This is a genomic window from Janthinobacterium sp. PSPC3-1, assembly GCF_049896105.1.
GTDB lineage: Bacteria > Pseudomonadota > Gammaproteobacteria > Burkholderiales > Burkholderiaceae_D > Janthinobacterium.
Map to the genome: position 1 here is coordinate 284218 of NZ_JAFCTQ010000002.1, position 24723 is coordinate 308940.

19 protein-coding genes and 1 tRNA gene are annotated in these 24723 nt (G+C 64.1%); 4 read left to right on the forward strand and 16 right to left on the reverse strand.

Annotated features, from left to right (window positions below; all coding sequences use genetic code 11):
* Nucleotides 1-36: 36 nt before the first annotated feature.
* Genes ACP7B7_RS03495 through ACP7B7_RS03505 form a run of 3 tightly spaced genes read right to left on the reverse strand, consistent with a single transcriptional unit; the run spans nt 37 to nt 6851 of the window.
* A complete protein-coding gene (locus ACP7B7_RS03495) occupies nt 37-666 on the reverse strand; it encodes a hypothetical protein (RefSeq protein ID WP_426075758.1) in 630 nt (209 codons plus the stop codon).
* Nucleotides 666-5117 carry an MBG domain-containing protein gene (locus tag ACP7B7_RS03500; RefSeq protein WP_426075759.1) on the reverse strand — a complete coding sequence of 1484 codons (4452 nt, stop codon included), beginning with the start codon at nt 5115-5117 and terminating at the stop codon, nt 666-668. Before ACP7B7_RS03500 ends, ACP7B7_RS03495 begins: the two co-directional genes overlap by 1 nt.
* A gap of 60 nt (nt 5118-5177) precedes the next feature.
* The gene (locus ACP7B7_RS03505; RefSeq protein ID WP_426075760.1) at nt 5178-6851 is read right to left on the reverse strand and encodes a ShlB/FhaC/HecB family hemolysin secretion/activation protein; all 1674 of its coding nucleotides are present in this window, start codon (nt 6849-6851) and stop codon (nt 5178-5180) included.
* Between the two features lie 328 nt (nt 6852-7179).
* Here ACP7B7_RS03505 and ACP7B7_RS03510 point away from each other — a divergent pair, with 328 nt between their 5' ends.
* Nucleotides 7180-8871 carry a PAS domain-containing hybrid sensor histidine kinase/response regulator gene (locus ACP7B7_RS03510; protein WP_426075761.1) on the forward strand — a complete coding sequence of 564 codons (1692 nt, stop codon included), beginning with the start codon at nt 7180-7182 and terminating at the stop codon, nt 8869-8871.
* A 124-nt stretch (nt 8872-8995) separates the two neighbouring features.
* Here the strand turns inward: ACP7B7_RS03510 and ACP7B7_RS03515 are convergent, their stop codons facing one another.
* The 11 genes from ACP7B7_RS03515 to ACP7B7_RS03565 all read right to left on the reverse strand — a co-directional run bounded on the left by ACP7B7_RS03515 (nt 8996) and on the right by ACP7B7_RS03565 (nt 17847).
* Entirely contained in the window at nt 8996-9382 is a 387-nt protein-coding gene (locus ACP7B7_RS03515; RefSeq protein WP_094442989.1) for a type II toxin-antitoxin system VapC family toxin, read from the reverse strand.
* Nucleotides 9379-9624: a type II toxin-antitoxin system Phd/YefM family antitoxin gene (locus ACP7B7_RS03520; protein ID WP_426075762.1), complete on the reverse strand. Its 246-nt coding sequence runs from the start codon at nt 9622-9624 to the stop codon at nt 9379-9381. Before ACP7B7_RS03520 ends, ACP7B7_RS03515 begins: the two co-directional genes overlap by 4 nt.
* Nucleotides 9625-9689: 65 nt before the next feature.
* Nucleotides 9690-10238, reverse strand: a complete 549-nt coding sequence (locus ACP7B7_RS03525; protein ID WP_426075763.1) for a DsbA family protein — start codon at nt 10236-10238, stop codon at nt 9690-9692.
* Nucleotides 10239-10463: 225 nt separating this feature from the next.
* Nucleotides 10464-11555: a redox-regulated ATPase YchF gene (gene ychF, locus ACP7B7_RS03530; RefSeq protein ID WP_308923584.1), complete on the reverse strand. Its 1092-nt coding sequence runs from the start codon at nt 11553-11555 to the stop codon at nt 10464-10466.
* Between the two features lie 202 nt (nt 11556-11757).
* Nucleotides 11758-12342: an aminoacyl-tRNA hydrolase gene (gene pth, locus ACP7B7_RS03535; protein WP_426075764.1), complete on the reverse strand. Its 585-nt coding sequence runs from the start codon at nt 12340-12342 to the stop codon at nt 11758-11760.
* A gap of 114 nt (nt 12343-12456) precedes the next feature.
* Complete coding sequence (locus ACP7B7_RS03540; RefSeq protein ID WP_426075765.1) at nt 12457-13065, reverse strand: 50S ribosomal protein L25/general stress protein Ctc; 609 nt, start codon at nt 13063-13065, stop codon at nt 12457-12459.
* 181 nt (nt 13066-13246) lie between these two features.
* Nucleotides 13247-14197 (reverse strand): ribose-phosphate pyrophosphokinase, encoded by a 951-nt coding sequence (locus tag ACP7B7_RS03545; protein ID WP_065310113.1) that lies wholly within the window; start codon nt 14195-14197, stop codon nt 13247-13249.
* A gap of 144 nt (nt 14198-14341) precedes the next feature.
* Nucleotides 14342-14418 (reverse strand) — tRNA-Gln (locus ACP7B7_RS03550).
* A gap of 78 nt (nt 14419-14496) precedes the next feature.
* A complete protein-coding gene (gene ispE, locus ACP7B7_RS03555; protein WP_308923581.1) occupies nt 14497-15381 on the reverse strand; it encodes a 4-(cytidine 5'-diphospho)-2-C-methyl-D-erythritol kinase in 885 nt (294 codons plus the stop codon).
* Complete coding sequence (locus tag ACP7B7_RS03560) at nt 15378-16004, reverse strand: outer membrane lipoprotein LolB (RefSeq protein WP_308923580.1); 627 nt, start codon at nt 16002-16004, stop codon at nt 15378-15380. The genes ispE and ACP7B7_RS03560 overlap by 4 nt, the downstream gene beginning before the upstream one ends.
* Before the next feature lie 94 nt (nt 16005-16098).
* Nucleotides 16099-17847, reverse strand: coding sequence for a tetratricopeptide repeat protein (locus ACP7B7_RS03565; protein ID WP_308923579.1), 1749 nt, complete (start codon nt 17845-17847; stop codon nt 16099-16101).
* Nucleotides 17848-17990: 143 nt separating this feature from the next.
* Here ACP7B7_RS03565 and mutM point away from each other — a divergent pair, with 143 nt between their 5' ends.
* From mutM to mutY, 3 genes are read left to right on the forward strand one after another with little or no spacing between them, the layout of a single operon-like run.
* Nucleotides 17991-18824 carry a bifunctional DNA-formamidopyrimidine glycosylase/DNA-(apurinic or apyrimidinic site) lyase gene (gene mutM / locus ACP7B7_RS03570; protein ID WP_426075766.1) on the forward strand — a complete coding sequence of 278 codons (834 nt, stop codon included), beginning with the start codon at nt 17991-17993 and terminating at the stop codon, nt 18822-18824.
* Between the two features lie 11 nt (nt 18825-18835).
* The gene (locus tag ACP7B7_RS03575; protein WP_426075767.1) at nt 18836-20743 is read left to right on the forward strand and encodes a dynamin family protein; all 1908 of its coding nucleotides are present in this window, start codon (nt 18836-18838) and stop codon (nt 20741-20743) included.
* Between the two features lie 29 nt (nt 20744-20772).
* Complete coding sequence (gene mutY / locus ACP7B7_RS03580) at nt 20773-21936, forward strand: A/G-specific adenine glycosylase (protein WP_308923576.1); 1164 nt, start codon at nt 20773-20775, stop codon at nt 21934-21936.
* A gap of 1 nt (nt 21937) precedes the next feature.
* On the opposite strand, the gene ACP7B7_RS03585 is transcribed toward mutY, so the two are convergent.
* Both ACP7B7_RS03585 and aroKB read right to left on the reverse strand, forming a co-directional pair.
* On the reverse strand, nt 21938-23074 hold the full coding sequence (locus ACP7B7_RS03585) for a deoxyguanosinetriphosphate triphosphohydrolase (protein ID WP_426075768.1): 1137 nt from the start codon (nt 23072-23074) through the stop codon (nt 21938-21940).
* 2 nt (nt 23075-23076) lie between these two features.
* On the reverse strand, nt 23077-24696 hold the full coding sequence (gene aroKB / locus ACP7B7_RS03590) for a bifunctional shikimate kinase/3-dehydroquinate synthase AroKB (RefSeq protein ID WP_426075769.1): 1620 nt from the start codon (nt 24694-24696) through the stop codon (nt 23077-23079).
* Nucleotides 24697-24723 lie beyond the last annotated feature (27 nt).

Genomic DNA, 24723 nt, shown 5'->3' on the forward strand with positions numbered 1-24723 from the left:
CAAGCACCCGCGCGCATGTCCGGCGCAATGCAGACACTATCGATAGCCAGGGAAGACCGTGCTGGCCGGCCGGGTTTCTGGAAGGATATATACGATGCCATCGGACTGCTTGAACGACGGACTGACGACGCCCTGGTAAAACTTGGGCGGCACATTGATGCAGCCATACGAGATGCGGTTGTCGAGCGGCGTGGCGCTGGCCAGGCGCTGCAGCCGCTGTTCGCGCGGATTGCTGGTGACCACCGGATGCAGGGAAATGGCGGCGTCGTAGTCGACCCACAAGATTTCGCCGCCGTGCAGATTATGGCCCAGCGAGGCGACAAAACGGCCGGCCGGCGTGGTGCGCTCCTCGGGCCGGATATCGGCCAGCTTGCGCGTGCCGATGCCGGGCGCCGAGTCGTCTCCCGACGACTGTCCCAGCAAGGCGGCCGAGGCGCCGCGCAGGCTGCCGTCGGCATGGAAGACAAACACCTTGGCGCCGTGCTTGTCGATAATGACGAACGGCAGCCGGCCGTTATCGCCGGAATCGACGATCCAGTCCGCCAGCCTGCTCGCTTCGGCAGACGCCGGCTCCAGCTTGAAGTCGGCCCGCCCGGCCGCCAGCGCGCAAGGCGCCGCAGCCAGGGCGCCCAGGGCCAGCAGCATGCCACCCCATCGCCCGGCCATCAGTTGCGGTCCTGTTTGCGCGGATGCACGACCGGCACATACGGCGCTGGCGGCGCTTCAATCGGCGTGACCGGCGGCGCTGGCGGCGTCACTACCGGCACCGGCGGCAACACCGGCGGTACCGGCGGCGGCAGCGCGAATCTCGCACCAGGCGGCAAGGCCGGCGGCACCACCACCAGCGTCGCGATCGGCGGCGGCGCAGGCGTCACATTATTCGGCGGCACGACTACCGGCGGCACGTCCCGTACGGGTGGCACCAGGACTGGCGGCACGACCACGACCGGTGGCACGACCACTGGCGGCACCACCACGACTGGCGGTACAACGACAGGTGGCACCACCACTGGCGGCACAACGACGACCGGCGGCACGACTACCACGGGCGGCACCACAACCACAGGCGGTACCTCGACTACCGGCGGCACAACCACCGGCGGCACCACAACCACGGGAGGGACCTCGACCACCGGCGGCACAACCACCGGTGGCACCACGACCACGGGCGGAACTACAACCGGCGGAACCACCACTACGGGCGGTACCTCGACTACCGGCGGCACGACCACCGGCGGAACCACAACCACGGGCGGGACCTCGACTACCGGCGGCACTACGACCACGGGCGGTACCTCGACCACAGGCGGCACGACCACCGGCGGCACTACAACCACGGGCGGGACCTCGACCACAGGTGGCACAACCACCGGCGGCACCACGACCACGGGCGGGACCTCGACCACCGGCGGCACGACCACCGGCGGCACCACGACTACGGGCGGTACCTCGACTACCGGCGGCACGACCACCGGCGGCACAACGACCACGGGCGGTACCTCGACTACCGGCGGCACGACCACCGGTGGTACCACGACCACGGGCGGGACCTCGACCACAGGCGGCACGATCACCGGTGGCACCTCGACCACCGGCGGTACTACAACCACAGGCGGTACCTCGACTACCGGCGGCACCACGACCACAGGCGGTACCTCGACCACCGGCGGCACCACAACCACGGGCGGCACCTCGACCACCGGTGGCACGACCACCACTGGCGGGTCAACCACTACCGGCGGTTCGACCACCGGCGGCACGACAACCACTGGCGGATCAACCACCACCGGCGGGTCGACGATCACCGGCGGCACCACCACCGCAGGGGTCACGGCCAGTGCGCCATTCACATAGGTGATCGCATAGTTCGACGGCGTAAAGGTGCCGCCGGCCGCATTGCCGGGCGTAATCGCATACGGTCCGGGCGCGGCGGCGTCCGCGGCGGCGCCCAGGCTGGTGCCGCTGACGCTGCCGATGCTTTCGCCGTTTTGCAGCGCGCTCGAGGTAAAGCCGCTCAGGTCCGGCGTCTCGCCGTAAGCCTTGGTGACGTTATTGGCGGTGATGCTCAACGGCGCCGGCGTGACCACCAGCGCGCCATTGACATAGGTGATCGCATAGTTCGATGGCGTAAAGGTGCCGCCCCTTGCATCGCTCGGAATGATGGCGTAAGGTCCCGGCACCGGCGCGGTGGCCAGCGTGCCGGCACTGGTCTCGGTCACGCTGCCGATGCTTTCGCCATTCTGCAGTGCGGTCGAGGTATAGGCGGACAAGGTCGGCGTCTGGCCGTAGACCTTGCTCGCATCCATCGCCGTGATCGTCAACGGCGCCGGCGTCACGGCCAGCGCGCCATTGACATAGGTAATCGTGTAGTTCGACGGCGTGAAGGTGCCGCCGCCGGCCGCGCTCGGCACGATGGCGTACGGCCCGGCGACCGGCGCGGTGGCGGCGGCGCCGATGCTCGTTTCGGTCACGTTGCCGACCGTTTCGCCGTTTTGCGTGCCGGCATAGGTGAAGGCCGACAGGGTCGGCGTCTGGCCGTAGACTTTGCTGGCATTGGCGGCCGTTACCGTCAGTGCCGCCGGCGTGATGTTGGCGGCGGTCGATGCGCTGCTGTTGACCGTGTAGTTGCTGGCGTCCGCCCCGGTCAGGCCCATGCCGGTGCCCAGCACCGCCTTGTTGTTGCCGACATTCGGGTCAGCAAAGGTGGCCGAGCCGCCGGTGTAGCTGACAGTCGCCGTATCGGCCGCCAGCACGCCGCTCAGGGTGCGGCTGGTGATGTCGGCACTCTGGTTGCCGTCGTAGACCTTGCTGGCCGCGCCGATCGAACCGAGGATGGCCAGCGCGGTGATATTGGCCGAGCTGCTGCCGCTGCCGTTGCCGAACAGCGCGAAGCGCGCCACGTCGGCGCCGCCCAGGTCATAGCCGCTGTAGGTGACGGCCTTGCCGGTACCCGCATTCTTGTCGCTGAAGGTGGCGATGCCGGGCACCAGGGTGACGTCGCCGCCGGCGCGCGGATCGCTGATGAAACCCAGGCTGGCGCCATTGCTGGCGTCGTAGACCTTGTTCTCGGCGCGGGCGAAGACCCAGGCGCGCGCGTCGAGCGCGCCGACCACCTTGGTGCCGTAGGCGGCGATCTCGGCGGCCGTGTTGGCATAGCCGTTCGGATTGAACAGGATCACCGTGTTGGCGCCGCTGACCTTGCCGATGCCGGCGAACACCACCGTGCCGCCGGACACGCCGGGGCCGGTGCCGTCATTGTCGGCGCGCAGGGTGACTTGGCCGCCATCGGCGCTGACCGCGCTGTTGATGGTGATGGTGTTGTCGGCGATCATGCTGAGCGAGCCGCCGCCATTCGCGCTGAGCGCGCCATTGATAGCGATATTGTTGGTCGCGCGCATGGCGGTGGAACCGCCGCCGTCGGTCGTCAGCGCGCCATCGATGACGATGTTGCGCCCGGCGTCCAGGCGCACCAGCGAACCGCTGCCGCTGGCCGTGATGGCCGCCGCCGAATCGAGCACCACATCGTTCAGTGCGATCAGCCTGAGGCCGGAACCGGCCGTGCTGGCGGTAATTGCCGCATTGACCAACACATCGTGGCCGGCGTTCAATTCCAGCGTTTGCGGCGTGGTCCAGGTCAGCGCGCTGCCCACCGTGATGTCATTTGTGGCGGTGATCACGCGGTTGCTGCTGGCCAGGCTGAGGGCCACCTGCGCCGGCGTTTCATCGCCGCCCGCCAGTGCGATCGTGTAGTTGACCGGATCGAGCAGCCAGGTGCCGGTCTTGCCTTTCGGCGCCAGCGTGTTGACGTACGAGTTGGCGCCGCGCACCACGGTCTTGCCCGAGGTTTCAATCAGGCCGCCATTGCCGGACAGCGCACCGCCGCGCGCCGTCAGCGTGCCGTCGAACGAGGTGATACCGTCGGACCAGGCGACGATCTGGCCGCCATTGCCGGTGGTCACCGCGTCGGCCTGCACCACCGCGCCACGTTCGATCGTGGTCGAGATGGCATGCGCCTCAGTACCTTTTCCCTGGTAATTGCCGCCAATCAGCACCGTGCCGCCGCCGGCGTCGCCGGAAGCGTCGATGGCCGACGTGCCGGTCAGCGCGATGTGCTGGCCCAGCACGGTGACCTGGCCACCGCGCTGGCCTGCGCCGCGGCCCGAGGCATCGAGCGTGCCGGCCTGCGTGACGCTGCCGCCGGCCGTATCGCCCAGCAGGCGGATCACGCCGTTGTGGTTTTCCAGCGTGCGGGCGCGTATCACGCCGCTATTGTTGACGGCGCTGCCCAGCAGGCTGCCGGCGCCTTGGGCACTGAGCATGACCTGGCCGCCGTCGGCCTGGATCAGGCCGCCGTTCTGCGCCAGCGCGCCGAGGACGCCGCGATCGACCGTAACATTGAGCAACTGCCCGCCCAGCACATCGAGCGTGACGGCGCTACCGGCGGCCAGCGCCACCATGCCGCGGTTGGCGACGATGCTGCCCTGGTTGTCGACCTTGCCGCCGACCAGCGCCACATAGCCGCCGTTCGCGTTGATCGCGCCCTGGTTGACGATGGCGCCATTGCCGTTGCCGCTGAACTGGTAGCGCCCGGCCATGAAATCGCTGTCGCTCAGGCCCAGGGTCGAGCCGACCAGGCCGCCCACGTTGACCGACGCGCCCTTGCCGAACAGGATGCCGTTCGGGTTGATCAGGAACACCTTGCCGTTGGCGCTGAGGTTGCCCAGGATGCTGGACGGATCGCCGCCGATGACGCGGTTCAGCGCCACCGAATTGCTGTTCGGCTGCACGAACTGCACGCTTTCGCCGGCGCCGATATTGAAACTCTGCCAGTTGATCGCCACGTTCTGCGTCGATTGATTGATCACCATGCTGCCCGGCTTGCTGTTGTTGATGGTGGCACCGCCGGCGGTCACGGTGCCGGCGGGCGGCAGTGCATACACATTGGCGCCGAGCGCCATCATCAGCGATACCGACAAGGTCTTCAGGGCGAACAGGGCGCCGCTGGCCGTGCTGCCGCGCACCGACGACGCGGCCTTGCCGGCGCTGCTGGTGTTTTCGGAAACGGCGGCATAGGCGCCGGTCTTTTCATTCCATATCGAGCGGTAAATGTGGTTCATGGTGTCTCTCTGTTCTGTATTGGGCGTGGTGGATGGGGCTGTGCGTGGATGGCCGCTGGCTTAGAAATACTTCACCGCCTGGATCCAGAAGCGTCCGCCCTTGTCCGGGGCCGAGGTGGCGACGGCGCCGCCCAGCTTGTGCGCGTAATAGGTACGCACCACGAAATCATTGTTGTTGGCCCAGCTCAGGCCAATCCCGGCGCCGCTCAGGGTGCGCTTGTTGTCGCCCGCCGCCCATTGGTTCTTGTTCAGCGATACGGTGCCGGTATCGACAAAACCGATCAGCTGCATCTGCCCCGGCATGCTGGCCGGCAGCGGCGGCAGTCGCAGCCGCGCTTCCAGGTTCAGCACATAGCCCTGGTCGGCATATGCCTCGCCTTCCGGATAGGCGCGCACGCCGTTGACGCCGCCCAGTTCCATGCGTTCGGACACGTCCAGGTTTTTCGACGCCAGCTGGCCATTGACGGCCGCATACAGCGACACCGCGTCGCTGACGTTTTGCAGGCGCGTCGCGCTGAAAGCCAGCTTGTGGTAGCCGCCATTGCTGCGCGCCGTCAGGGCGTCAAACGCGCGCACGTCGGCCGTCCGGATGTCGAGGTCGCCGCTGGTCAGCGCCAGCGCATAGTTGCTGATGCCGCCGCCGCCGAGATTGTCACGGTGGTCGCCAAACAGGCCGATGGTGGCGGCGCGCACTTTTTTATCGTTGACGATGGACGCCACCTGGACCTTGTCCTGGAAAGTCTTGTCGTCATACGACAATTGCGCATACAGATTGCTGTCGCGCGAACGGATCAGCGGATAACTGCCATAGATGCCGGCGATTTTCGCCGTGCCCCTGGCGTCGAGGCTGTCGAATTCCTTGCCCAGCTTGTAATCGAGCCGGCTGTAGGCGGCGCCCACCGTGGCACGGCCCACCTGCAGCTGGTACGAGGCGCGCGCATATTTCAGGCCGTCGCCAGAGGTCAGCACGCGCAAGGTCGCCACGTCGCCGAGGCCGAACGGCTGGTTCAGGTTGACGGTCGCGCCGATGCGGTTTGTGCCCGTGTAGCGGCTGCCGGCATTGTCGGCATCGATGCTGCCGGTCACGCGCTGGCCGGGCTGGACATCGACCAGCAGGTCGGAGGTGCCGGGCGTGGCGCCGGGCGCCAGGGTCGACTTGACGACCACGCCGGGCAAGTCCGACAGCAGCAGCAAACGGTTTTCCAGCGGCGCGCGCATCACCGTGTCGCCGCTTTCAATGCCGGACAGCAGCGCCCCGACCCTGCCGTCGGACATATTGGTCTGGTTCTTCAGGCCGATCTGGCCATATTGTCCTTCCAGCACCGCGATGGTCACCTCGCCCTCGCGGATATCCTGCGCCGGCAAATAGGCCTGGGCCACAAAATAGCCGTTGCGGCGGTACTCCTGTTCGATCGTCAAGGCCATGGCGTTCAGTTCGGCCACCGTCAGCGTGCTGCCCGGCTGGAATCCCGTCAGTGCCAGCAACGCAGCTTCCGGATAGGCCACGGCCCCCGTCACCCGCAAGCGCCTGACCTCGATGCTGGCGCTGGACGCGGGCGCGGCGGCCACCGGCTCGGCGCTTTGCTCGACGCGCAGGCGCGGCGCTTCCTGCTGCGGCGCCGGTGCCGGCGGAATCTGGCGCAACTGGCTGCCGGCGCTCGGCACTTGCTGCGCCAGGGCGATGCTCTGCGTGAGTGCCAACACGGCGAATGGCAGGAATTTGATATTGGACATGCTGGCCTCGGTTTTATTGGACGTTGTAGAAATGTTGGAAATTTCGTTAGTCAGATATTGCCCATTAGCAAAATTCATATCTGCCGGTTACCGCACATAGGGTTTTTTAGCGTGCCGAGGAAGAAGACGGCGAAGGCGGCGCCAGGCGCCCTGTACGGCCGTGCGTGGCGCGCGGCTGGCATGAAGTTTGTTAAAATGGCTGCTGTCGTGTGGTTTAGCAACACAGACAGCAGCGTCTTTTTGAAGAGACCATAGCGCCTGTCGCTCAATAATGTGCAGCCTGCCCTATCTCATCAGAGACGGCCGTTGCGAACCAAGGGCAGTAAGCATGAACGACATCTACCGTGCCGGCGCCGCCGCGCGCGCAGCCCAGCCTGCGCTCCTGAAAACGGGTGTATTGCAAGAAGCCATCTTCAGCAGTCCTTATTTTTCCTGCATCGCCACCGATGCGCAGGGTGTGATCCAGCTATTCAATGTCGGCGCTGAGCGCATGCTGGGCTACCAGGCCAGCGATGTGATCGACCGGATCACACCGGCCGGCATTTCCGATCCGGCCGAGGTCATCGCCCGCGCCGCGGCCCTCTCGCTGGAACTCGATACCCCGATCACCCCCGGCTTTGAGGCACTGGTCTACAAGGCGTCGCGCGGTATCGAAGACAGTTATGAGCTGACCTATGTGCGCAAGGATGGCAGCCGCTTCCCGGCGATCGTCTCGGTCACGGCGCTGCGCGATGCGGACGACGCCATCATCGGCTATCTGCTGATCGGCACCGACAATACCGTGCGCAAGCATGCGGAACAGGAGCGCGAGCTGCTCAATCGCGTGCTGAGCGACAATAGCGTCGAGCTGGAAAACGCGCGCGCGCAAGCGGACAAGGCCAACCGCGCCAAATCGGAGTTTCTGTCGAGCATGAGCCATGAATTGCGCACGCCGCTCAACGCGGTGTTGGGCTTTGCCCAGCTGATGGCGTCGGACACGCCGCCGCCCAGCGCCTCACAGCAACGCTCGCTGGACCAGATTCTCAATGGCGGCTGGTATCTGCTGCGTTTGATCAATGAAATTCTCGACCTGTCGATGATCGAATCGGGCCGGGTCGCCATGTCGCGCGAAGCGATGGCGCTCACCGAGGTCTTGCGCGACTGCCGCGCGATGATCACGCCGCAGGCGCAAAAGCGCCACATCACGCTGACCTTCCCCTCGCTCGCCCAGCCGTTCTACGTGCATGCCGACCTGACGCGGGTCAAACAGGTGGTCATCAACCTGCTGTCGAACGCGATCAAATACAACCGCAGCGGCGGCAGCGTGCTAGTGGAATGCCAACAGCATGGCGAACGGGTGCGCCTGAGCGTGCGCGACACGGGCAATGGCCTGAGCGCCGAGCAACTGCAACAATTATTCCAGCCGTTTAACCGGCTGGGCCAGGAAGCCGGCACCGAGGAAGGCACCGGCATCGGCCTGGTGGTCACCAAGCAACTGGTGGAGCTGATGGGCGGCACGCTGGGGGTGGAGAGCGAGGTCGGAGTCGGCACGCTGTTCTGGATCGAACTGGCAGCCTCATCGGCGCCCGAACTGCAGCTCGGCGAGCATGCCGGGAATATGGGCCGGGAGCCATCGGCTGACGCGCCGCTCGATGCGCCGCGCCGCAAGGTGCTGTACGTGGAAGACAATCCGGCCAACCTGATCCTGGTCGAGCAATTGATCGCCCGCCGCAGCGACCTGGGCATGCTCAGCGCCGTCGATGGCCACCTCGGCATCGCGCTGGCGCGCCAGCACCAGCCCGACCTGATCCTGATGGACATCAACCTGCCCGGCATCAGCGGCACCGAAGTGCTGGGCTTGCTGCGCGTCGATCCGCTGACGGCGCACATCCCCGTCATCGCCCTGTCGGCCAACGCCCTGCCGCGCGACGTGCGCAAAGGCCTCGACGCCGGCTTCCTGCGCTACCTGACCAAGCCCATCAACGTACCCGAATTCATGGAAGCGCTCGACACGGCGCTCAGCCTGACGGCGGCGCCATAACCTGCCCAATACGCCAGAAACAAAAAAACCTCGCCGACTGCGAGGTTTTTTTTGCGCCTGAAAAACACTGGATGCATCGGCGTGGCATCGCCGGCGAACTGATGCGCAAAATGATGCGGATGGTTCATACCCTGCGCACTGGTCCTGGATATTGCGCAAGCAAGGCGTCAGCCGTCAGCAAGGTGATGCCTTCGACCGTTGCCTGAGCTACCAGCATCCGATCGAACGGGTCTTTATGGATAGGCGGCAAGCCCTCGATGGCGACGGCGTGCTCACTAATGATGGGTAACTCGCTGTAGCCATTGTCCAGCAGCGCGCGGCGCAATACCCGCGGATCAGCCTGAAAGTCGACACGGCCCAGGCCGTGTTTGATCGAGATTTCCCACAGACTGGCGGCGCTGAAAAACAGCTCATTGCCCGCGTCTTCGATCAAGGCCAGCGCAACGGGACTCATGCGGCCTGGATCGCCTGCCGCCCATAGCAGCAAGTGCGTGTCGAGCAACAACTTCACGCATCACCACCGAACAGCGCGGCAATTTCCACGCTTCCCATCGTGTCGAAATCATCCGGCACGGTGATCTGGCCGGCAAGAAAACCCAGCCGCTTCTTCTGGCCCGCCGCTGGCGCATCGAGTGCCATGACCTTGACCAAGGGCCGGCCTGCCTTTGCGATAATGAAAGACTCGCCATTGGCTGCCTGTTCGATGAGTCTGGACAAATGCGTTTTGGCCTCGTATATATTGACTGTTAACATACTGAACTCCAATCAAACTAAGTTCAGTTAGTCTAGTCATCTTCAGCCATCAATGCAAGTTTCTTTCAGTGCTCGCCCAGTGCGGCGCGCACCGCCTGCTCCAGATGTTCAAGCCCGAACGACACATCGACCGGCTGGTCATTGAGGAAAAAGCTCGGCGTGCCACGCAGGCCCAGCTGTACGGCGGCCGCATGGTGCTCGCGCACGCGCTGCAGGTACAGATGGTCGTTCATGTCGGCATGGTAGCGCGTCATGTCGAGCTCGATTTCCTCGGCGTAGCGGGTCAGCGCGGCTTCCTTCAGATGCTGGGGCTGGCGAAACAGCGCACCATGCATCTGCCAGAACTTGCCTTGCGCGGCTGCCGCCTCGGACGCTTCGGCCGCCAGTTCCGCATGCGGATGGGCGGCGCTGTCGGGAAAATGGCGAAAGACAAAGCGCAACCGGTCGCCATAGGTCTCGACCAGGTGGCGCGTCAAGGGTTCCGCCTGCGCGCAGCGCGGACATTCGAAGTCGCCATATTCGACCAGGGTCACTCTGGCTTCAAGGTTGCCAGTGGCGTGTTCGGCGGACGACAGTCCGGCAATGTCGGTATCGGTATCAGCATTCGTCATCATGGTTCTCCTGGCCGCGCAAGGCGGCGTGTCAGCGATCGGTAAAGGCGCGAGTATCAGTTGCGTGCTGATTGACTATAAACCCATCGGCGATCATGTGCCCGCTCCGTACAACAGCCCGTATTCCGCGGAACCGTGTCATCCAGATATGACAATGCCTGCCGGCGCAAGGCGCGGGCAGGCATCGAAAAGCAGCTGGCGGCGCCGGGCAAGTGCCCGGCACGAGCCTTACACGTTGAACAGGAAGTTCAGCACATCGCCATCCTTGACCACATATTCCTTGCCCTCGGCGCGCATCTTGCCTGCTTCCTTGGCGCCGGCTTCACCCTTGTAGGTGATGAAGTCGTCATAGGCGATGGTTTGCGCGCGGATGAAGCCGCGTTCGAAGTCGGTGTGGATCACGCCGGCCGCTTGCGGGCCGGTGGCGCCGACCGGAATCGTCCAGGCGCGCACTTCCTTGACGCCGGCGGTGAAGTAGGTTTGCAGGCCCAGCAGCTTGTAGGCGGCGCGGATCAGGCGGTCCAGGCCTGGCTCTTCCATGCCCATGTCGGCCAGGAAGGCGCCCTTGTCGGCGGCGTCCAGGTCGGCGATTTCCGCTTCCATCGAGGCGCAGATGGCGACGATCGGGGCGTTCTGCGACTTGGCGTAGGCGGTCAGCTGGTCCAGCAGCGGGTTGTCGGTGAAACCGCTGTCCGAGACGTTGGCGACAAACATGGCCGGCTTGGCGGTGATCAGGCATAGCGGCTTGATCAGCAGCATTTCGTCGGCGTCCAGGCCCATCGCGCGCACCGGTTTGGCGTCGTTCAGGTAAGGCATCATGCGTTCCATGATGGCCAGCAGCTTGGCCGCGTCCTTGTCGCCCGAGCGGGCTTTCTTGTTTTCGCGGTGGATCGCTTTTTCCACGGTGCCCATGTCGGCCAGCGCCAGTTCGGTCTGGATGACTTCGATATCGTCGAGCGGATTGATCTTGCCGGCCACGTGGATCACGTTGTCATCTTCGAAGCAGCGCACGACGTTGACGATGGCGTCCGTTTCGCGGATGTGCGACAGGAACTGGTTGCCCAGGCCCTCGCCTTTCGACGCGCCAGCCACCAGGCCGGCGATGTCGACGAACTCGACGATGGCATTGACCATGCGTTCCGGCTTGACGATGGCGGCCAGCGCATCCATGCGCGGGTCCGGTACTTCGACCACGCCGACGTTCGGCTCGATGGTGCAGAAAGGATAGTTTTCAGCCGGAATGCCGGCTTTCGTCAGCGCATTGAACAGGGTGGATTTGCCGACGTTCGGCAAGCCGACGATACCGCATTGGAGACTCATGAAAAACCTTTAATTATCAAAGCACAGCGAACAAAGCAGCCGTCGATTGGCGTGCTGGCGGTGCTGTTAGGAAAAATGGTGGTCGTGCGACGATTCCGGTACTCTGGACAACGACATTCAGGACGTCATTGTACCCCTGCCCGCTGCGCGGCAACAGCTTTGCCGCTCCGGCTTGCCGCACAGCTGCCACGTGGCAACAACATCAGGCCGTATGCAGCTTCATGGTGGCCGCCTCGAACTTGCCGTCGACGATCTGCGGCATCACCAGCAAGGATTTGTCGATCGCCTGCTCGATCAGCTCCTGGTCTTCGCGGCGCGGGCGGTGCAGCACGAAGTCCGCCACCTGCTGCTGCAGGCTCAGGCTGCGCGGATGGCCGATGCCGAGGCGCAAACGCCAGTAATCCTGGGTGCCCAGCGCGGCCGTGATGTCTTTCAGGCCATTGTGGCCGCCGGCCGAACCGCCTTTTTTCAGGCGCGCGATGCCGGGCATCAGGTCCAGCTCATCGTGCACCACCAGCACTTCATCGGCGGCGATCTTGAAAAAGCGCGCCAGCGCGCCGACCGACTGGCCGGAGCGGTTCATGAAGGTCAACGGTTCCAGCAGCCACACGTCCTGGCCGCTGATCGAGGTCTTGGCCAGCATGGCGTTATAGCGCGAATCGCGCTGCAAGCGCGTGCCGGGCAGGCTGTTGGCCAGGTTGTCGACCAGCCAGAAGCCGGCATTGTGGCGCGTTTGTTCGTATTCGGGTCCCGGGTTGCCGAGGCCGACGATCAGGCGTATGGGCATGGCGATGTCTGCAGTAAAAAGAACGATTATCGTTGAAAACAGGCAGAAAAAAACCCGCCGGAGCGAGCCAGGCGGGTTTTTCCTTGCGACTACCGCCTTGCGGCGGCGGCACAATTACTTCTTGTCGGCTTCAGCAGCAGCAGCTTCGGCTTCAGCGGCAACCGCGCCAGCCGGTACCGATGCGGTAGCGATGGTCTGGTCAGCGCCGTGGCCGACTACGGTCACGCCAGCTGGCAGGACCAGGTCGCTCACGTGCAGCGAGTGACCGACGTCGATGTTCGACAGGTCAACGGTGATGAATTCTGGCAGTTGGCCTGGCAGGCACGAAACTTCGATTTCGTTGGCAACGTGGCTGATGGTCGCGCCGTGCAGTTTGACTGCTGGCGAAACGTCGGCGTTTTCGAAGTGCAGCGCCACTTTCACGTGGATAGCTTGCTTGGAGTCAACGCGCTGGAAGTCAGCGTGCAGAACCAGTTGTTTGTATGCGTGGACTTGGAAGTCGCGCAGCAGCACTTGCTGGGAAACGCCGTCGATTTCCAGTTCCAGGATCGACGAGTGGAACACTTCTTTTTTCAGCGCGTGGTACAGCGCGTTGTGGTCCAGCGAGATCAGGATCGGGGCTTCGGTGCCGCCGTAGACGATACCAGGGGTCTGGCCGGAAATGCGCAGGCGGCGGCTCGCTCCGGAACCTTGCAATTCGCGTTTGAATGCGATAACTTTCATGTGAAACTCCAAATAAAACAAGACTCACGTCTTGTGTGATGAAGACTCCCGCGACCAGGAGACTTCGAGAAATGGGTGCGGATGCACCCCGAAAACCACTAAAGCAGCGGCGCGGCCGGTTCGAAAACCGGTCGCGCCGCCGATGTTACGTTCTTTTTTACGTCTGTTGCTGTTGCTCGAATCAGTCGATAAACAGCGAGATGACCGAATCACCCTTGATGATGCGCTTGAACGTCTCGGCCAGCAGCGGCGCGCACGTCAGTTGACGGATCTTGCCGCAGGCCAGGGCCGCTTCGGACAGGGGGATCGTGTCGGTAACGACCAGCTCATCGAGCGACGAGGCCGAAATACGGTCGATCGCCGGGCCGGACAGCACCGCGTGCGTGCAATACGCCACCACTTTCTTGGCGCCGCGCTCCTTGAGCACTTCGGCGGCCTTGGTCAGCGTGCCTGCGGTGTCGACCATGTCATCCATGATCACGCAGTTGCGGCCTTCGACTTCACCGATAATGTTCATCACTTCGGACACGTTCGCCTTAGGACGGCGCTTGTCGATGATGGCCAGGTCGCAGCCCAGGCGTTTGGCCAGGGCGCGCGCACGTACCACACCGCCGACGTCCGGCGAGACCACCAGCAGGTCCTGGTAATTTTTCTTTTGCAGATCGCCCAGCAGGATCGGCGAGGCGTAGATATTGTCGACTGGAATATCGAAGAAGCCCTGAATCTGGTCGGCGTGCAAGTCCATGATCAGGACGCGCTCGACACCGGCTTTTTCCAGCATATTGGCGACCACCTTGGCGGAAATGGCCACACGCGCGGAGCGTGGACGGCGGTCCTGGCGGGCATAACCAAAATACGGAATCGCTGCGGTGATGCGGCCGGCCGATGCGCGTTTCAGGGCGTCGACCATCAGGATGATTTCCATCAGGCTGTCGTTGGTCGGGGCGCAGGTGGATTGCAAAACAAAAACATCCTTGCCGCGAACGTTTTCGTTAATCTCGACCATTACTTCGCCGTCGGAGAATTTCGAAACGTTTGCTTTACCGAGAGGGATGCCGAGATTTTTTGCGACCCCCTCTGCCAACGCTGGATTCGCGTTGCCGGTAAAAACCATCAGGTTTTCGTAAGCCATGGGAGTCCCAAGAGGTGATATAGAAGTCTTGAAAAGAACTAACCGGGCATAGGCCCGGTCAGTCTGTGTTATGCATGTGCCGCTTAACGGCTTGCTTCCCGTACTGGACGCCAACTTCGCATCGACAGACTACGGTGAAACGGGTGGCAGGGGAAGAAGGATTCGAACCTTCGCATGCTGGAATCAAAATCCAGTGCCTTAACCAACTTGGCGACTCCCCTACGCAACTGACTGCTTGCTGTCATGTTGGCCGGTATTATACCGACTTTTTGAAGCTAAGCAAAATCTTTTTTTGCTGCTTACAACATCGTGAGCAGCGGATGGTGGCTCAACGCTTTTGCTTTCCAGGCCGACCAGACCGAAGGCACATTGCTGAGCACTTCATCTGCTTCTTCCTCAGTGGAAAACGCGCCAAACACACAAGCACCGGAACCAGTCATCCTGGCCTCACCGTAAGCACCCAGCCATTCTACCGCATCTGCTACCGGCTTGAAAAGACTGCATGCTACTTGCTGTAAGTCATTTTTTCCAAACCCGTTCGCGCTGCTGCTTTCTGCGAGGTGCCTGGAAAAGTCCGCTATTGTGACGGCTTCGGTATTCCTCGTCAAGCCTTCCGCGCAAAAAATTGCCGCGGTCGGTACTTGCACGCCAGGCTCGATCACCACATACCAGCAATCGGGCGTGCTGACGGCTTGCATGTCCTCGCCCACGCCTTCGGCAAAGGCGTTCTCGCCAAAGATAAAAAACGGGATGTCGGCGCCCAGCGGCAGGCCCAGCGCCATCAGTTCCTCGCGCGTCAAACCGCCCTGCCACAGGCGGTTCAATGCCATCAGCGCGGTGGCCGCGTCGGACGAACCGCCACCCAGGCCGCCGCCCATCGGCAGCACCTTGTCGATGGCGATATCGACGCCACGCGGCATGGACCCCGTGCGGCGCACGACTTCGGCCTGCAGCAGCCTGGCCGCGCGGATGATCAGGTCCTGTTCTTCCGGCACGCCCGGCAAGTCGGTGACGCGCAAGATCTGTTCATCATCGCGCAGCGCGAAATGCAGGGTATCGCCATGGTCGACCAGCTGGAACACGGTTTGCAGCAGGTGATAGCCGTCGTCGCGGCGGCCGTTCACATGCAGGAAAAGATTGAGCTTGGCGGGCGCCGGGCAGTTATTGAGAGTCGTCAGTGTCATGGTGTGGCAGCAGGAGAAACGGGATCGAGCACGATGCGCAGCGAGACGGCGTCGGCCTGGGCGCTGGCATTGCGCTCGGCATCGATACGGCGTGGCTGCGGCACGGCGCCAGGGGCAGCCGCATCTTGCCACGACACATAGCGCAGGCGCCAGCCGTCTTGGGTGGTGACGCTGTCGTTCTGGGGCGACGCCGCAAAGCGCTTGCCGTCGGCAGCCGTCGCATAGCCTTGCAGCCAGTCGCGCAGGCCCGATACGGGCAGCGACCAGCCCAGCAGGCGCGCGCTCAGGGTATCGACGTCCGGCGCGCTGCGCGGCGGCTTGCCGCTTTGCTCAAGCACCGCTTCCTGCGGCGTGACGGCTATCGTCGCCAGGGTGCTGCCGACCGGCGAAAACAGCGTCACATCGGTGCGTTCGGCTTGTTGCTGCCAGGTGAAATTGACGGTGGCCGATTCGGGCTTGTCATCTTTCTGGTAGACCACGTTCAGGCGGCCGGCCAGGTCGAGCTGTTCGCGGTAGGGGGCGACGGCCTGCGACGAAGGCGGCTGGCCGGACGAAAATGGCAGCGTGGTGCAGGCGGACAGGGCCAGGCAGAGGGTGGTCAGGGGGAGGAGATTTTTTGTCATGGGTAATATGGAAATCGCAGCGTAGGGCCGGGGTCAGACGGGGACGCCGAGTCCCGGCGGGTCTGACCCCGGATTTTTGCTGATAGCCAGTTAATTACAAACTGACATTCAAGCGCGCCAAGGTGCTTTTCAGCGCATCGTTTTTCGGATCCTTGGCTTTTGCTTCACGCCACAGTGTTTGCGCGGCGTCCTTGTCGCCCTTCTGCCACAGCACCTCGCCCAGGTGGACGGCGATTTCCGGGTCGGGGCGCACGGCGTAGGCGCGGCGCAGGGCGTCTTCGGCGGCGGCCAGGTTACCCATGCGGAACTGCACCCAGCCCATGCTGTCCATGATGAACGGGTCGCCCGGCGCCATCTGCAGCGCCCGTTCGATCAGCGACAGCGCTTCGGGCAGGCGGATATTGCGTTCGGCCAGCGAGTAGCCCAGGGCGTTGTAGGCGTGCTGGTTGTCGGGCGCGATTTGCATCACGCGGCGCAGGCTCGCTTCCATCTGCTCGAGCTTGTCGAGACGCTCGGCCAGCAGGGCGTAGTCGTACAGCAGTTCGGGATTGTCGGGGAAGCGCACCAGGGCGTTTTCCAGCACCGTGTAGGCGCTTTGCACATAGCCGGCGTCGCGCAGCAATTGCGCGTCGACCAGCAGGATCTGGCCCTGGGCGGCGGGGTCGTCGACCTGGGTTTCGGCCAGCGACTTGCGCGCGCCGTCGAGATTGCCGCCGCGGGCCATCAGCTGCGCGCGGCGCAAGCGGGCGTCCAGGTAGCCGGCCGACTCCCGGCTGTCGACCTTGTCCAGCCAGGCGATGGCGCCCGGCACGTCACCGCGCGACTCGGCGATCTGCGACAGTATCATTAACGCCTTGAACGGATCGCGCGCGTCGCCGGGGTTCTTGTCGAGCACGGCCAGGAAACGCTTGAAATACTGCTCGGCGCCCTTGGCGTCTTCGAGCTGCAGGGACACGATGCCCAGCGCATACAGGCCGGCCACGTGATCGGGCTGGGTCTTGAGCAGGGCCAGGAACTGCGTGCGGGCCGCTTCCAGCTGCTTCTGTTCGACCAGCAGGCGCGCATAGGCGGCGCGCACTTCCACCGCGTCCGGGTTTTTATCGAGGAAATCCGCCAGCACCTTGTTGGCCGCCTGCGGCTCGCCGCTCACTTGCGCCAGGGTCAGCACGGCCAGCTCGGAGGCCGGCTTCATCTGCAGGGCCTTGTTGGCTTCGGCAATCGCGCGTTCGCGTTCGCCGATCGACAGCGCGCCTTGCGACAGCACCAGATGCGTTTCGAACATGTCCTGGTACGGTTCCATCAGGCGCACCAGCATGGAATAGGCATACAGCTTGTCGTTGGCGCGGGCCAGGATCTGCTGGGTCTGGAACAGGGCCACGCCGCGCGAACCGGGTGGCGCCGCTTCGATGCGCTGGGCAAAAATCGGCTCGGCTTCTTCGATTTTGTCGGTCAGCACCACGAAGCCGAGGAAAAACTGGGTCGCTTCGTCCGACTCCGGCGCCAGGTCGCGCCACAGGCGGATCGCCGCCAGCGCTTCGCCACCCTGCTTGGCGGCCAGCGCCATTTCGGACGCGCGGCGCGCCAGGCGCGGATCGCGCGTCTGCTGGGCCGCCATCATCATGGTCACATACGGCCCCTGCCACTGGCCGTTCTTGAATTCCATTTCCGCCTTGGTCAGCTTGTACAGCAGTTCGCTGTTCAGGTCGACGTTGGGCAAGGTGGACGGCTTGCCGTCGGCCGCAGCGGGGCTGGCCGGGGCGTCCACGGGGACGGCGGGCGTTTGCGCCATGGCATGCGTAGCCATCAGGGCGGACAAGGTTACAATGGCGAAAGCGTTTTTCAAAGGCTGATCCTGGCTGAACGGCAAAGTTTGATTCTACGCCCAACCCGTGCTTTGCGTACTTCACGCATGTAACGAAATATATTCATGCCGTCAGCCGGCATGCCATAGTCCAGCCAGTCCATCCGTTTTCACCAGCGAGTCCTATGCCAGAATTGCCAGAAGTCGAAGTCACGCGGCGCGGTGTTGCGCCCCATATCGAAGGACGCGCCGTGCGCGCGGTGGTGCTGCGCCGCGATGGCCTGCGCTGGCCCTTCCCCGCCGCCCTCGGCGAACAGCTGTCGGGCCAGACCATCGGCCTGACGGGCCGGCGCGGCAAATACCTGCTGATCCACTTCCAGCACGGCACACTGATCATTCACCTGGGCATGTCGGGCCATCTGCGCGTGCTGCCGCCCGGCACCGAAGCGCTCAAGCACGACCATTTCGACCTGGTGGTGTCCGGTGACGACGGCGAGCAGGTGCTGCGCCTGACCGATCCGCGCCGCTTCGGCGCCGTGCTGTGGCATGACCTGGCCGACGGCCCGCTCGACACCCACGCGCTGCTGCGCGGCCTCGGCGTCGAGCCGCTCGAAGGCGCGTTTACAGGCCAGTTGCTGTTTGAAAAGACGCGCAACCGCGGCACCAATATCAAGCAGGTGCTGCTGGCCGGTGATATCGTGGTCGGCGTGGGCAATATCTACTGTTCCGAAAGCCTGTTTCGCGCCGGCATCAATCCGAAGACGCCGGCCAAGCGCATCGGCCTGGCGCGCTACGAAAAACTGGCGCAGGCGATCCGCGACGTGCTGGCCGAGGCCATCATCCAGGGCGGCAGCACCTTGCGCGACTTTATCAACGTGAACGGCCAGTCGGGCTACTTCCAGCAGACGTATTTCACCTACAACCGGACCGGCAAGCCCTGCCGCGTGTGCGGCGCGCCGATCCGGCAAATCGTGCAGGGACAGCGCTCCACGTTTTATTGCGTACACTGTCAAAAATAAGGGATATGCGCATGGTCAGGGACCTGGAACAATACGGCGCCTGGCGCCAGGATGTGCTGGCGGCATTGCGCGGCTACCAGCAGGCGGCGCAAGCGGCCGGCCTGGTCGACGGCGCGTCGGCGCTGCGCCTGGCGCGTTGCGTGTCGCGCCTGGCGGACGACCGCCTGTCGGTCGCCTTCGTGGCGGAATTCTCGCGCGGCAAATCCGAACTGATCAACGCCATTTTCTTTGCCGACTACGGCCAGCGCATCCTGCCCTCGGGCGCGGGCCGCACCACCATGTGCCCGACCGAGCTGCTGTACGACCCTGCGTGGGGACCATCGATCCGCCTGCTGCCGATCGAAACGCGGGCGCAGAACCTGTCGACCAGCGACTACCGCGAGCTGCCCGGCGCCTGGACGGTGCTGCCGCTGAACCTGGATGCGGGCGGCGACATGCAGGACGCCATCCGGCAAGTAAGCCTGACGCGCAAGGTCAGCGTGGAGGAAGCGGCGCGCTACGGCCTGTACGACGCGGAGGACGCCGACGCGCAGGCCATGCTCGATGAAGACGGCCTGGTGGAAATTTCGATGTGGCGCCACGCCATCATCAACTTCCCGCATCCGCTGCTCAAGCAAGGCCTGGTGATCCTCGACACGCCCGGCCTGAACGCCATCGGCACCGAACCCGAACTGACGCTGAACCTGATTCCGAACGCGCATGCGGTGCTGTTCATCCTGGCGGCCGACACGGGCGTCACGCGCAGCGATATCGAAGTGTGGCGCAACCATATCGGCGCCGATGGGGGCAGTGGCCGCCTGGTGGTGCTCAATAAAATCGACAGCATGTGGGACGAGCTGCGCGGCGACGTCGAGGTGACGCAGGCCATCGAGCGCCAGCAGGCCAGCGTGGCGCACCTGCTGGCGCTCGATGCCGGCCAGGTGTTTCCCGTCTCGGCGCAAAAGGCGCTGGTGGGCAAGATCAACCACGACGCGGCGCTGCTGGAAAAAAGCCGCTTGCTGCCGCTGGAAGCGGCCCTGTTCAATGAGCTGATCCCGGCCCGCAAGAACATCATCCGGCACCAGCTGGGCTTCGACATCGACGCGATCCTCGCCGCGCAGCAGGTGCAATATGGCGCGCGCGCACGCGGCATCGCCGAGCAGCTGCACGAGCTGCACAGCCTGCGCGGCAAGAACCAGAGCGTGATCGCCCACATGATGCGCCGCATCGATATCGAGAAAAAGGAATTCGACAGCAGCCTGTTCAAGCTGCAGGCGACCAGGGCCGTGTTTACCCGCTTGTCGACCGAGCTGTACACCAGCCTGGGCATGGAAATCGTGCGCGACGATATCGACGCGGTGCGCCTGGCGATGCAGCGCAGCCGCTTTTTCACGGGCCTGCGCGACGCCATGCGCCAGTATTTTGAACGCATCGGCCAGAACCTCGACCGCTCCGAACGCAAAACAAACGAGATCACCGAAATGATGGGGGTGATGTACCGCCGCTTCGCCACCGAACATGGGCTGGCGCTGGCCCTGCCGATGCCGTTCTCGCTGGCCCGCTACCGCCAGGAGATCGACGATATCGAAGCGGTGTATCACAAGCAGTTCGGCACGGCCACCCTGCTCACCACCAGCCGCGTGGTGCTGATGGAAAAATTCTTCGACACCATCGCCTCGCGCGTGCGGCGCAGCTTCACGGCCGCCAATGACGACGCCAGCGCCTGGCTGAAAGTGATCATGGCGCCGCTCGAAGCGCAGATCGTCGAATACAAGGAACACCTGAAACTGCGCCTGGCCTCGATCCAGCGCATCCACGACGCCACCGACAGCCTGGAACAGAAAATCGCCGGCTTCGAAGCGTCGCTGGCGGCGCTGGAACGCGACAAGGCGCAACTGGCGCAACTGCTTGAGTCGCTGCGCGCGGCCATCGCCGCCTGAACCATACTGAACCATTACCGGAACCCCGCATGAAACGTCTGCTGCATCCGCTGTCGCCCGAAACGGGCGCGGCAACCTTTGAAGATTACGTCGACCCCACCTTTTCCGCCACCGTCATCGCCTGGCAAAAACAGCATGGCCGCCATGCGCTGCCGTGGCAGAACACGCGCGACGCCTACCTGATCTGGCTGTCCGAAATCATGCTGCAGCAAACGCAAGTGGCCGCCGTGCTGGCCTATTACGCGCGCTTTCTGACGCGCTTCCCTACCCTGCGCTCGCTGGCCGAAGCACCGGTGGAAGACGTGATGGCGCAGTGGAGCGGCCTGGGCTACTACACGCGGGCGCGCAACCTGCACAAATGCGCGCAGCGCGTGGTCAATGAGTACGACGGCGTGTTCCCCAGCGACCCCGCCTTGCTGGCCGACCTGCCCGGCATCGGCCGCTCGACGGCGGCCGCCATCTCGGCCTTTTCCAGCGGCACGCGGGCGGCCATCATGGACGGCAACGTCAAGCGCGTGTTCGCGCGCGTATTCGGCATCGATGCCTATCCCGGTGAAAAAAAGGTCGAGGAAGCCATGTGGCGGCGCGCCGTAGCCTTGTTGCCGGAGACGGGAATCGAATCGTACACACAAGGCCTGATGGACCTGGGCGCCACCCTGTGCACGCGCAGCAGTCCCGATTGCGGCCGCTGCCCGCTGCAGCCGCGCTGCGTGGCGTACGCCACCGGCCGCACCAAAGAGCTGCCTGTGCGCAAGCCGAAAAAGACCAGCCCGGAAAAGCATGCGGTAATGCTGGTGATCGTCGACGGCGGCCAGGTGCTGCTGCAGCAGCGCCCCGGCGCCGGCATCTGGGGCGGTTTATTGTCGCTGCCGGAACTCGATGGCCATGTGCTGCGCGATGGCGAGCTGCCACGCCTGATCGACCAGCCGGCTTTGCAGCGCGCGGTGGCGCCGTTCGGCGAGATCGAGACGCAGGAGTTGCTGCTGCCGATCGTGCACGTCTTCACCCACTACAAGCTGCATATCGTGCCCTGTCGCATCACCTTGTCGCACCGCCATCAGATGGCGGCGGAAGCGGGCCACGTCTGGCTGGACGGCGACAAGGTGGCGGACGCGCCGCTGCCGGCGCCGGTTAAAAAGCTGCTGCTGGACCTGTTCGGCGACGCGCGCGCGGCGCAGCGCAGCATGTTTTAGCTTACAGCTCGTCGAGCGAATACAGCCGCCGGTGCTCGCGGATCGCATAGCGGTCCGTCATGCCGGCGATATAGTCGGCGATCTTGCGCGCCTGCTTCGTCACGTCATCACCGTTGATCTGATAATCGGGCGGCAGCAGGGCCGGTTCGGCCATGAAGCTGTCATACAGCTCGCGCACGATGCGGCTCGCTTTCACGCGCATGCGGTTGACCTGGTAGTGGCGGTACAGGTTGGCGCGCAGGAAGCGTTTCAGTTCGGTCGCATCCTTGCGCATGGCGTCCGAAAAACGGATCAGCGGCGCGCTGGCGCGCACTTCATTGACGTCGCGCGGCGCCGCGTCGGCGATCAGCCGGGTCGAGGTGGTGATCAGATCATCGGCCAGCGCCGTGATCAGGCGGCGCAGGGTTTCATAGATGGCGCGCCGGCCCGACAATCCCGGATACGCGGCCTGCACCTCGTGCCACAAACGGCCAAAAAATTCCACCTGTTCCAGTTGCTCGATGGTGATCAGGCCCGAGCGCAGGCCGTCGTCGATATCGTGGCTGTTGTAGGCGATTTCATCGGCCAGGTTGGTCAGCTGCGCTTCCAGCGTCGGCTGGGTGCGGTCGATAAAGCGCTGGGCCACAGGCCCCAGCTCGCGCGCATGCGCCAGCGAACAGTGTTTCAAAATACCTTCGCGCGTTTCGAACATCAGGTTCAGGCCATCGAAGGCGCCGTAATGTTCTTCCAGGGTGTCGACCACGCGCAGGCTTTGCAGATTGTGCTCGAAGCCGCCATGGTCCGCCATGCATTCGTTGAGCACATCCTGGCCCACATGGCCGAACGGCGTATGGCCCAGGTCATGCGCCAGCGCGATGGCTTCGACCAGGTCTTCGTTCAGGCGCAGGTTGCGCGCGATCGAGCGGCCGATCTGCGCCACTTCCAGGCTGTGCGTCAGCCGCGTGCGGAACAGGTCGCCCTCGTGATTGAGGAACACCTGCGTCTTGTATTCGAGGCGGCGAAAGGCCGAGGAATGGATGATGCGGTCGCGGTCGCGCTGGAACTGGCTGCGCGAGGCGTGGGCCGCCTCGGCAAAGCGACGTCCCTGCCCCTGTGCCGAATGGGCTGCGTAAGGAGCGAGGAAGTCTTCGGGTGTCATGGTCAGGCGACTCCGGCGGCCAGGGTGGCCAGCACCAGTTCGTGGGGGGCGGCCGTGATGCACGGGCTGCCCAGCGGTTTCAACAGGATGAACTTGATGGCGCCGCCCTCGTTCTTCTTGTCCACTTCCATCAGTTCGAGCCAGCGCGCCACGCCCAGGTCCGGCGCCTTGACCGGCAGGCCGGCCGCAGCGACAAGCTTGCGCACGCGCTCCACGGCTGCCTGGTCGATATACCCCATGCGGCACGACAGGTCGGCCGCCATCACCATGCCGCAACCGACGGCTTCGCCATGCAGCCAGTGGCCGTAGCCCATGCCCGCCTCGATGGCGTGGCCGAAGGTATGGCCAAAGTTCAGGATGGCGCGCAGGCCGCCTTCGCGTTCGTCCTGGCGGACCACGTCGGCCTTGATTTCGCAGGAACGGGCAATGGCATACGCCAGCGCGCCCTTGTCGCGCGCCATCAGCTTGGCCATGTTCGCTTCGATCCAGTCGAAGAAGGCCGCATCGATGATGGCGCCATGCTTGATCACTTCGGCCAGGCCGGCCGACAGCTCGCGCGCCGGCAGGGTTTCCAGGGTCGAAGTATCGGCGATCACGGCGCGCGGCTGGTAAAAGGCGCCGATCATGTTCTTGCCCAGCGGGTGGTTGATGCCGGTCTTGCCGCCGACCGAGGAATCGACCTGCGCCAGCAAGGTGGTCGGCACCTGCACGAAGCCGATGCCGCGCATGTAGCTGGCGGCCGCATAGCCGGTCAGGTCGCCGATCACGCCGCCGCCCAGCGCCACCAGGGTGGTCTTGCGGTCGCATTTGTTGGCCAGCAGCGCATCGAAAATCTGCATCAGGCTGGCCCAGTTTTTATACTCTTCGCCGTCCGGCAGCACGATGCTGATCACTTCGCGGCCATCGCTGGCCAGCGCCGCCTGCAGGCGGCCCAGGTACAGCGGGGCGACGGTGGTATTGGTGACGATGGCCACCTTGTGGCCGCTGATATGGCGCAGCAGCGCGTCGGCGTCGGCCAGGAGGCCGGGGCCGATGGCGATAGGGTAGCTGCGTTCGTCGAGGTCTACGCTCAACAACATTTTGGATTGCTCGTTCATCGAAGGCTCTGCGTGAATGACGCAGTTGGGCGAGGCCTCGCATTCGAGGCTGGCCAGCTGCATCAGGATAGTCTGGACCATCGATTGTACGTTAGGACGGCCCGTATCGATCACAATGTCGGCCACTTCCAGGTATTGCGGCTCGCGCTGCGCCGTCAGGTTTTCCAGCGTCTTGCGCGGATCGGCCGTTTGCAGCAGCGGGCGGTTCTTGTCGTGGCTGGTGCGCGCCAGGATGTTGCTGACGCTGGCACGCAGGTAAATCACCGTACCCCGTTCTTTCAGAAAGGCGCGGCTTTCCGCATTCATCACGGCGCCGCCACCGGTGGCCATCACCAGCCCTTCCTGCGCGCACAGGTCGCGGATCACCTCGGCTTCGCGCCGGCGAAAGCTCGGCTCTCCCTCGATTTCAAAGATCAACGGAATCGAAGCCCCGGTACGGGCTTCGATCTCGTGGTCGGAATCGACAAAGCGCATGCCCAGCTTGCGGGCCAGGATGCGCCCGATCGTGGTTTTGCCTGCGCCCATGAGGCCTACTAAAAACAGATTTTGCAT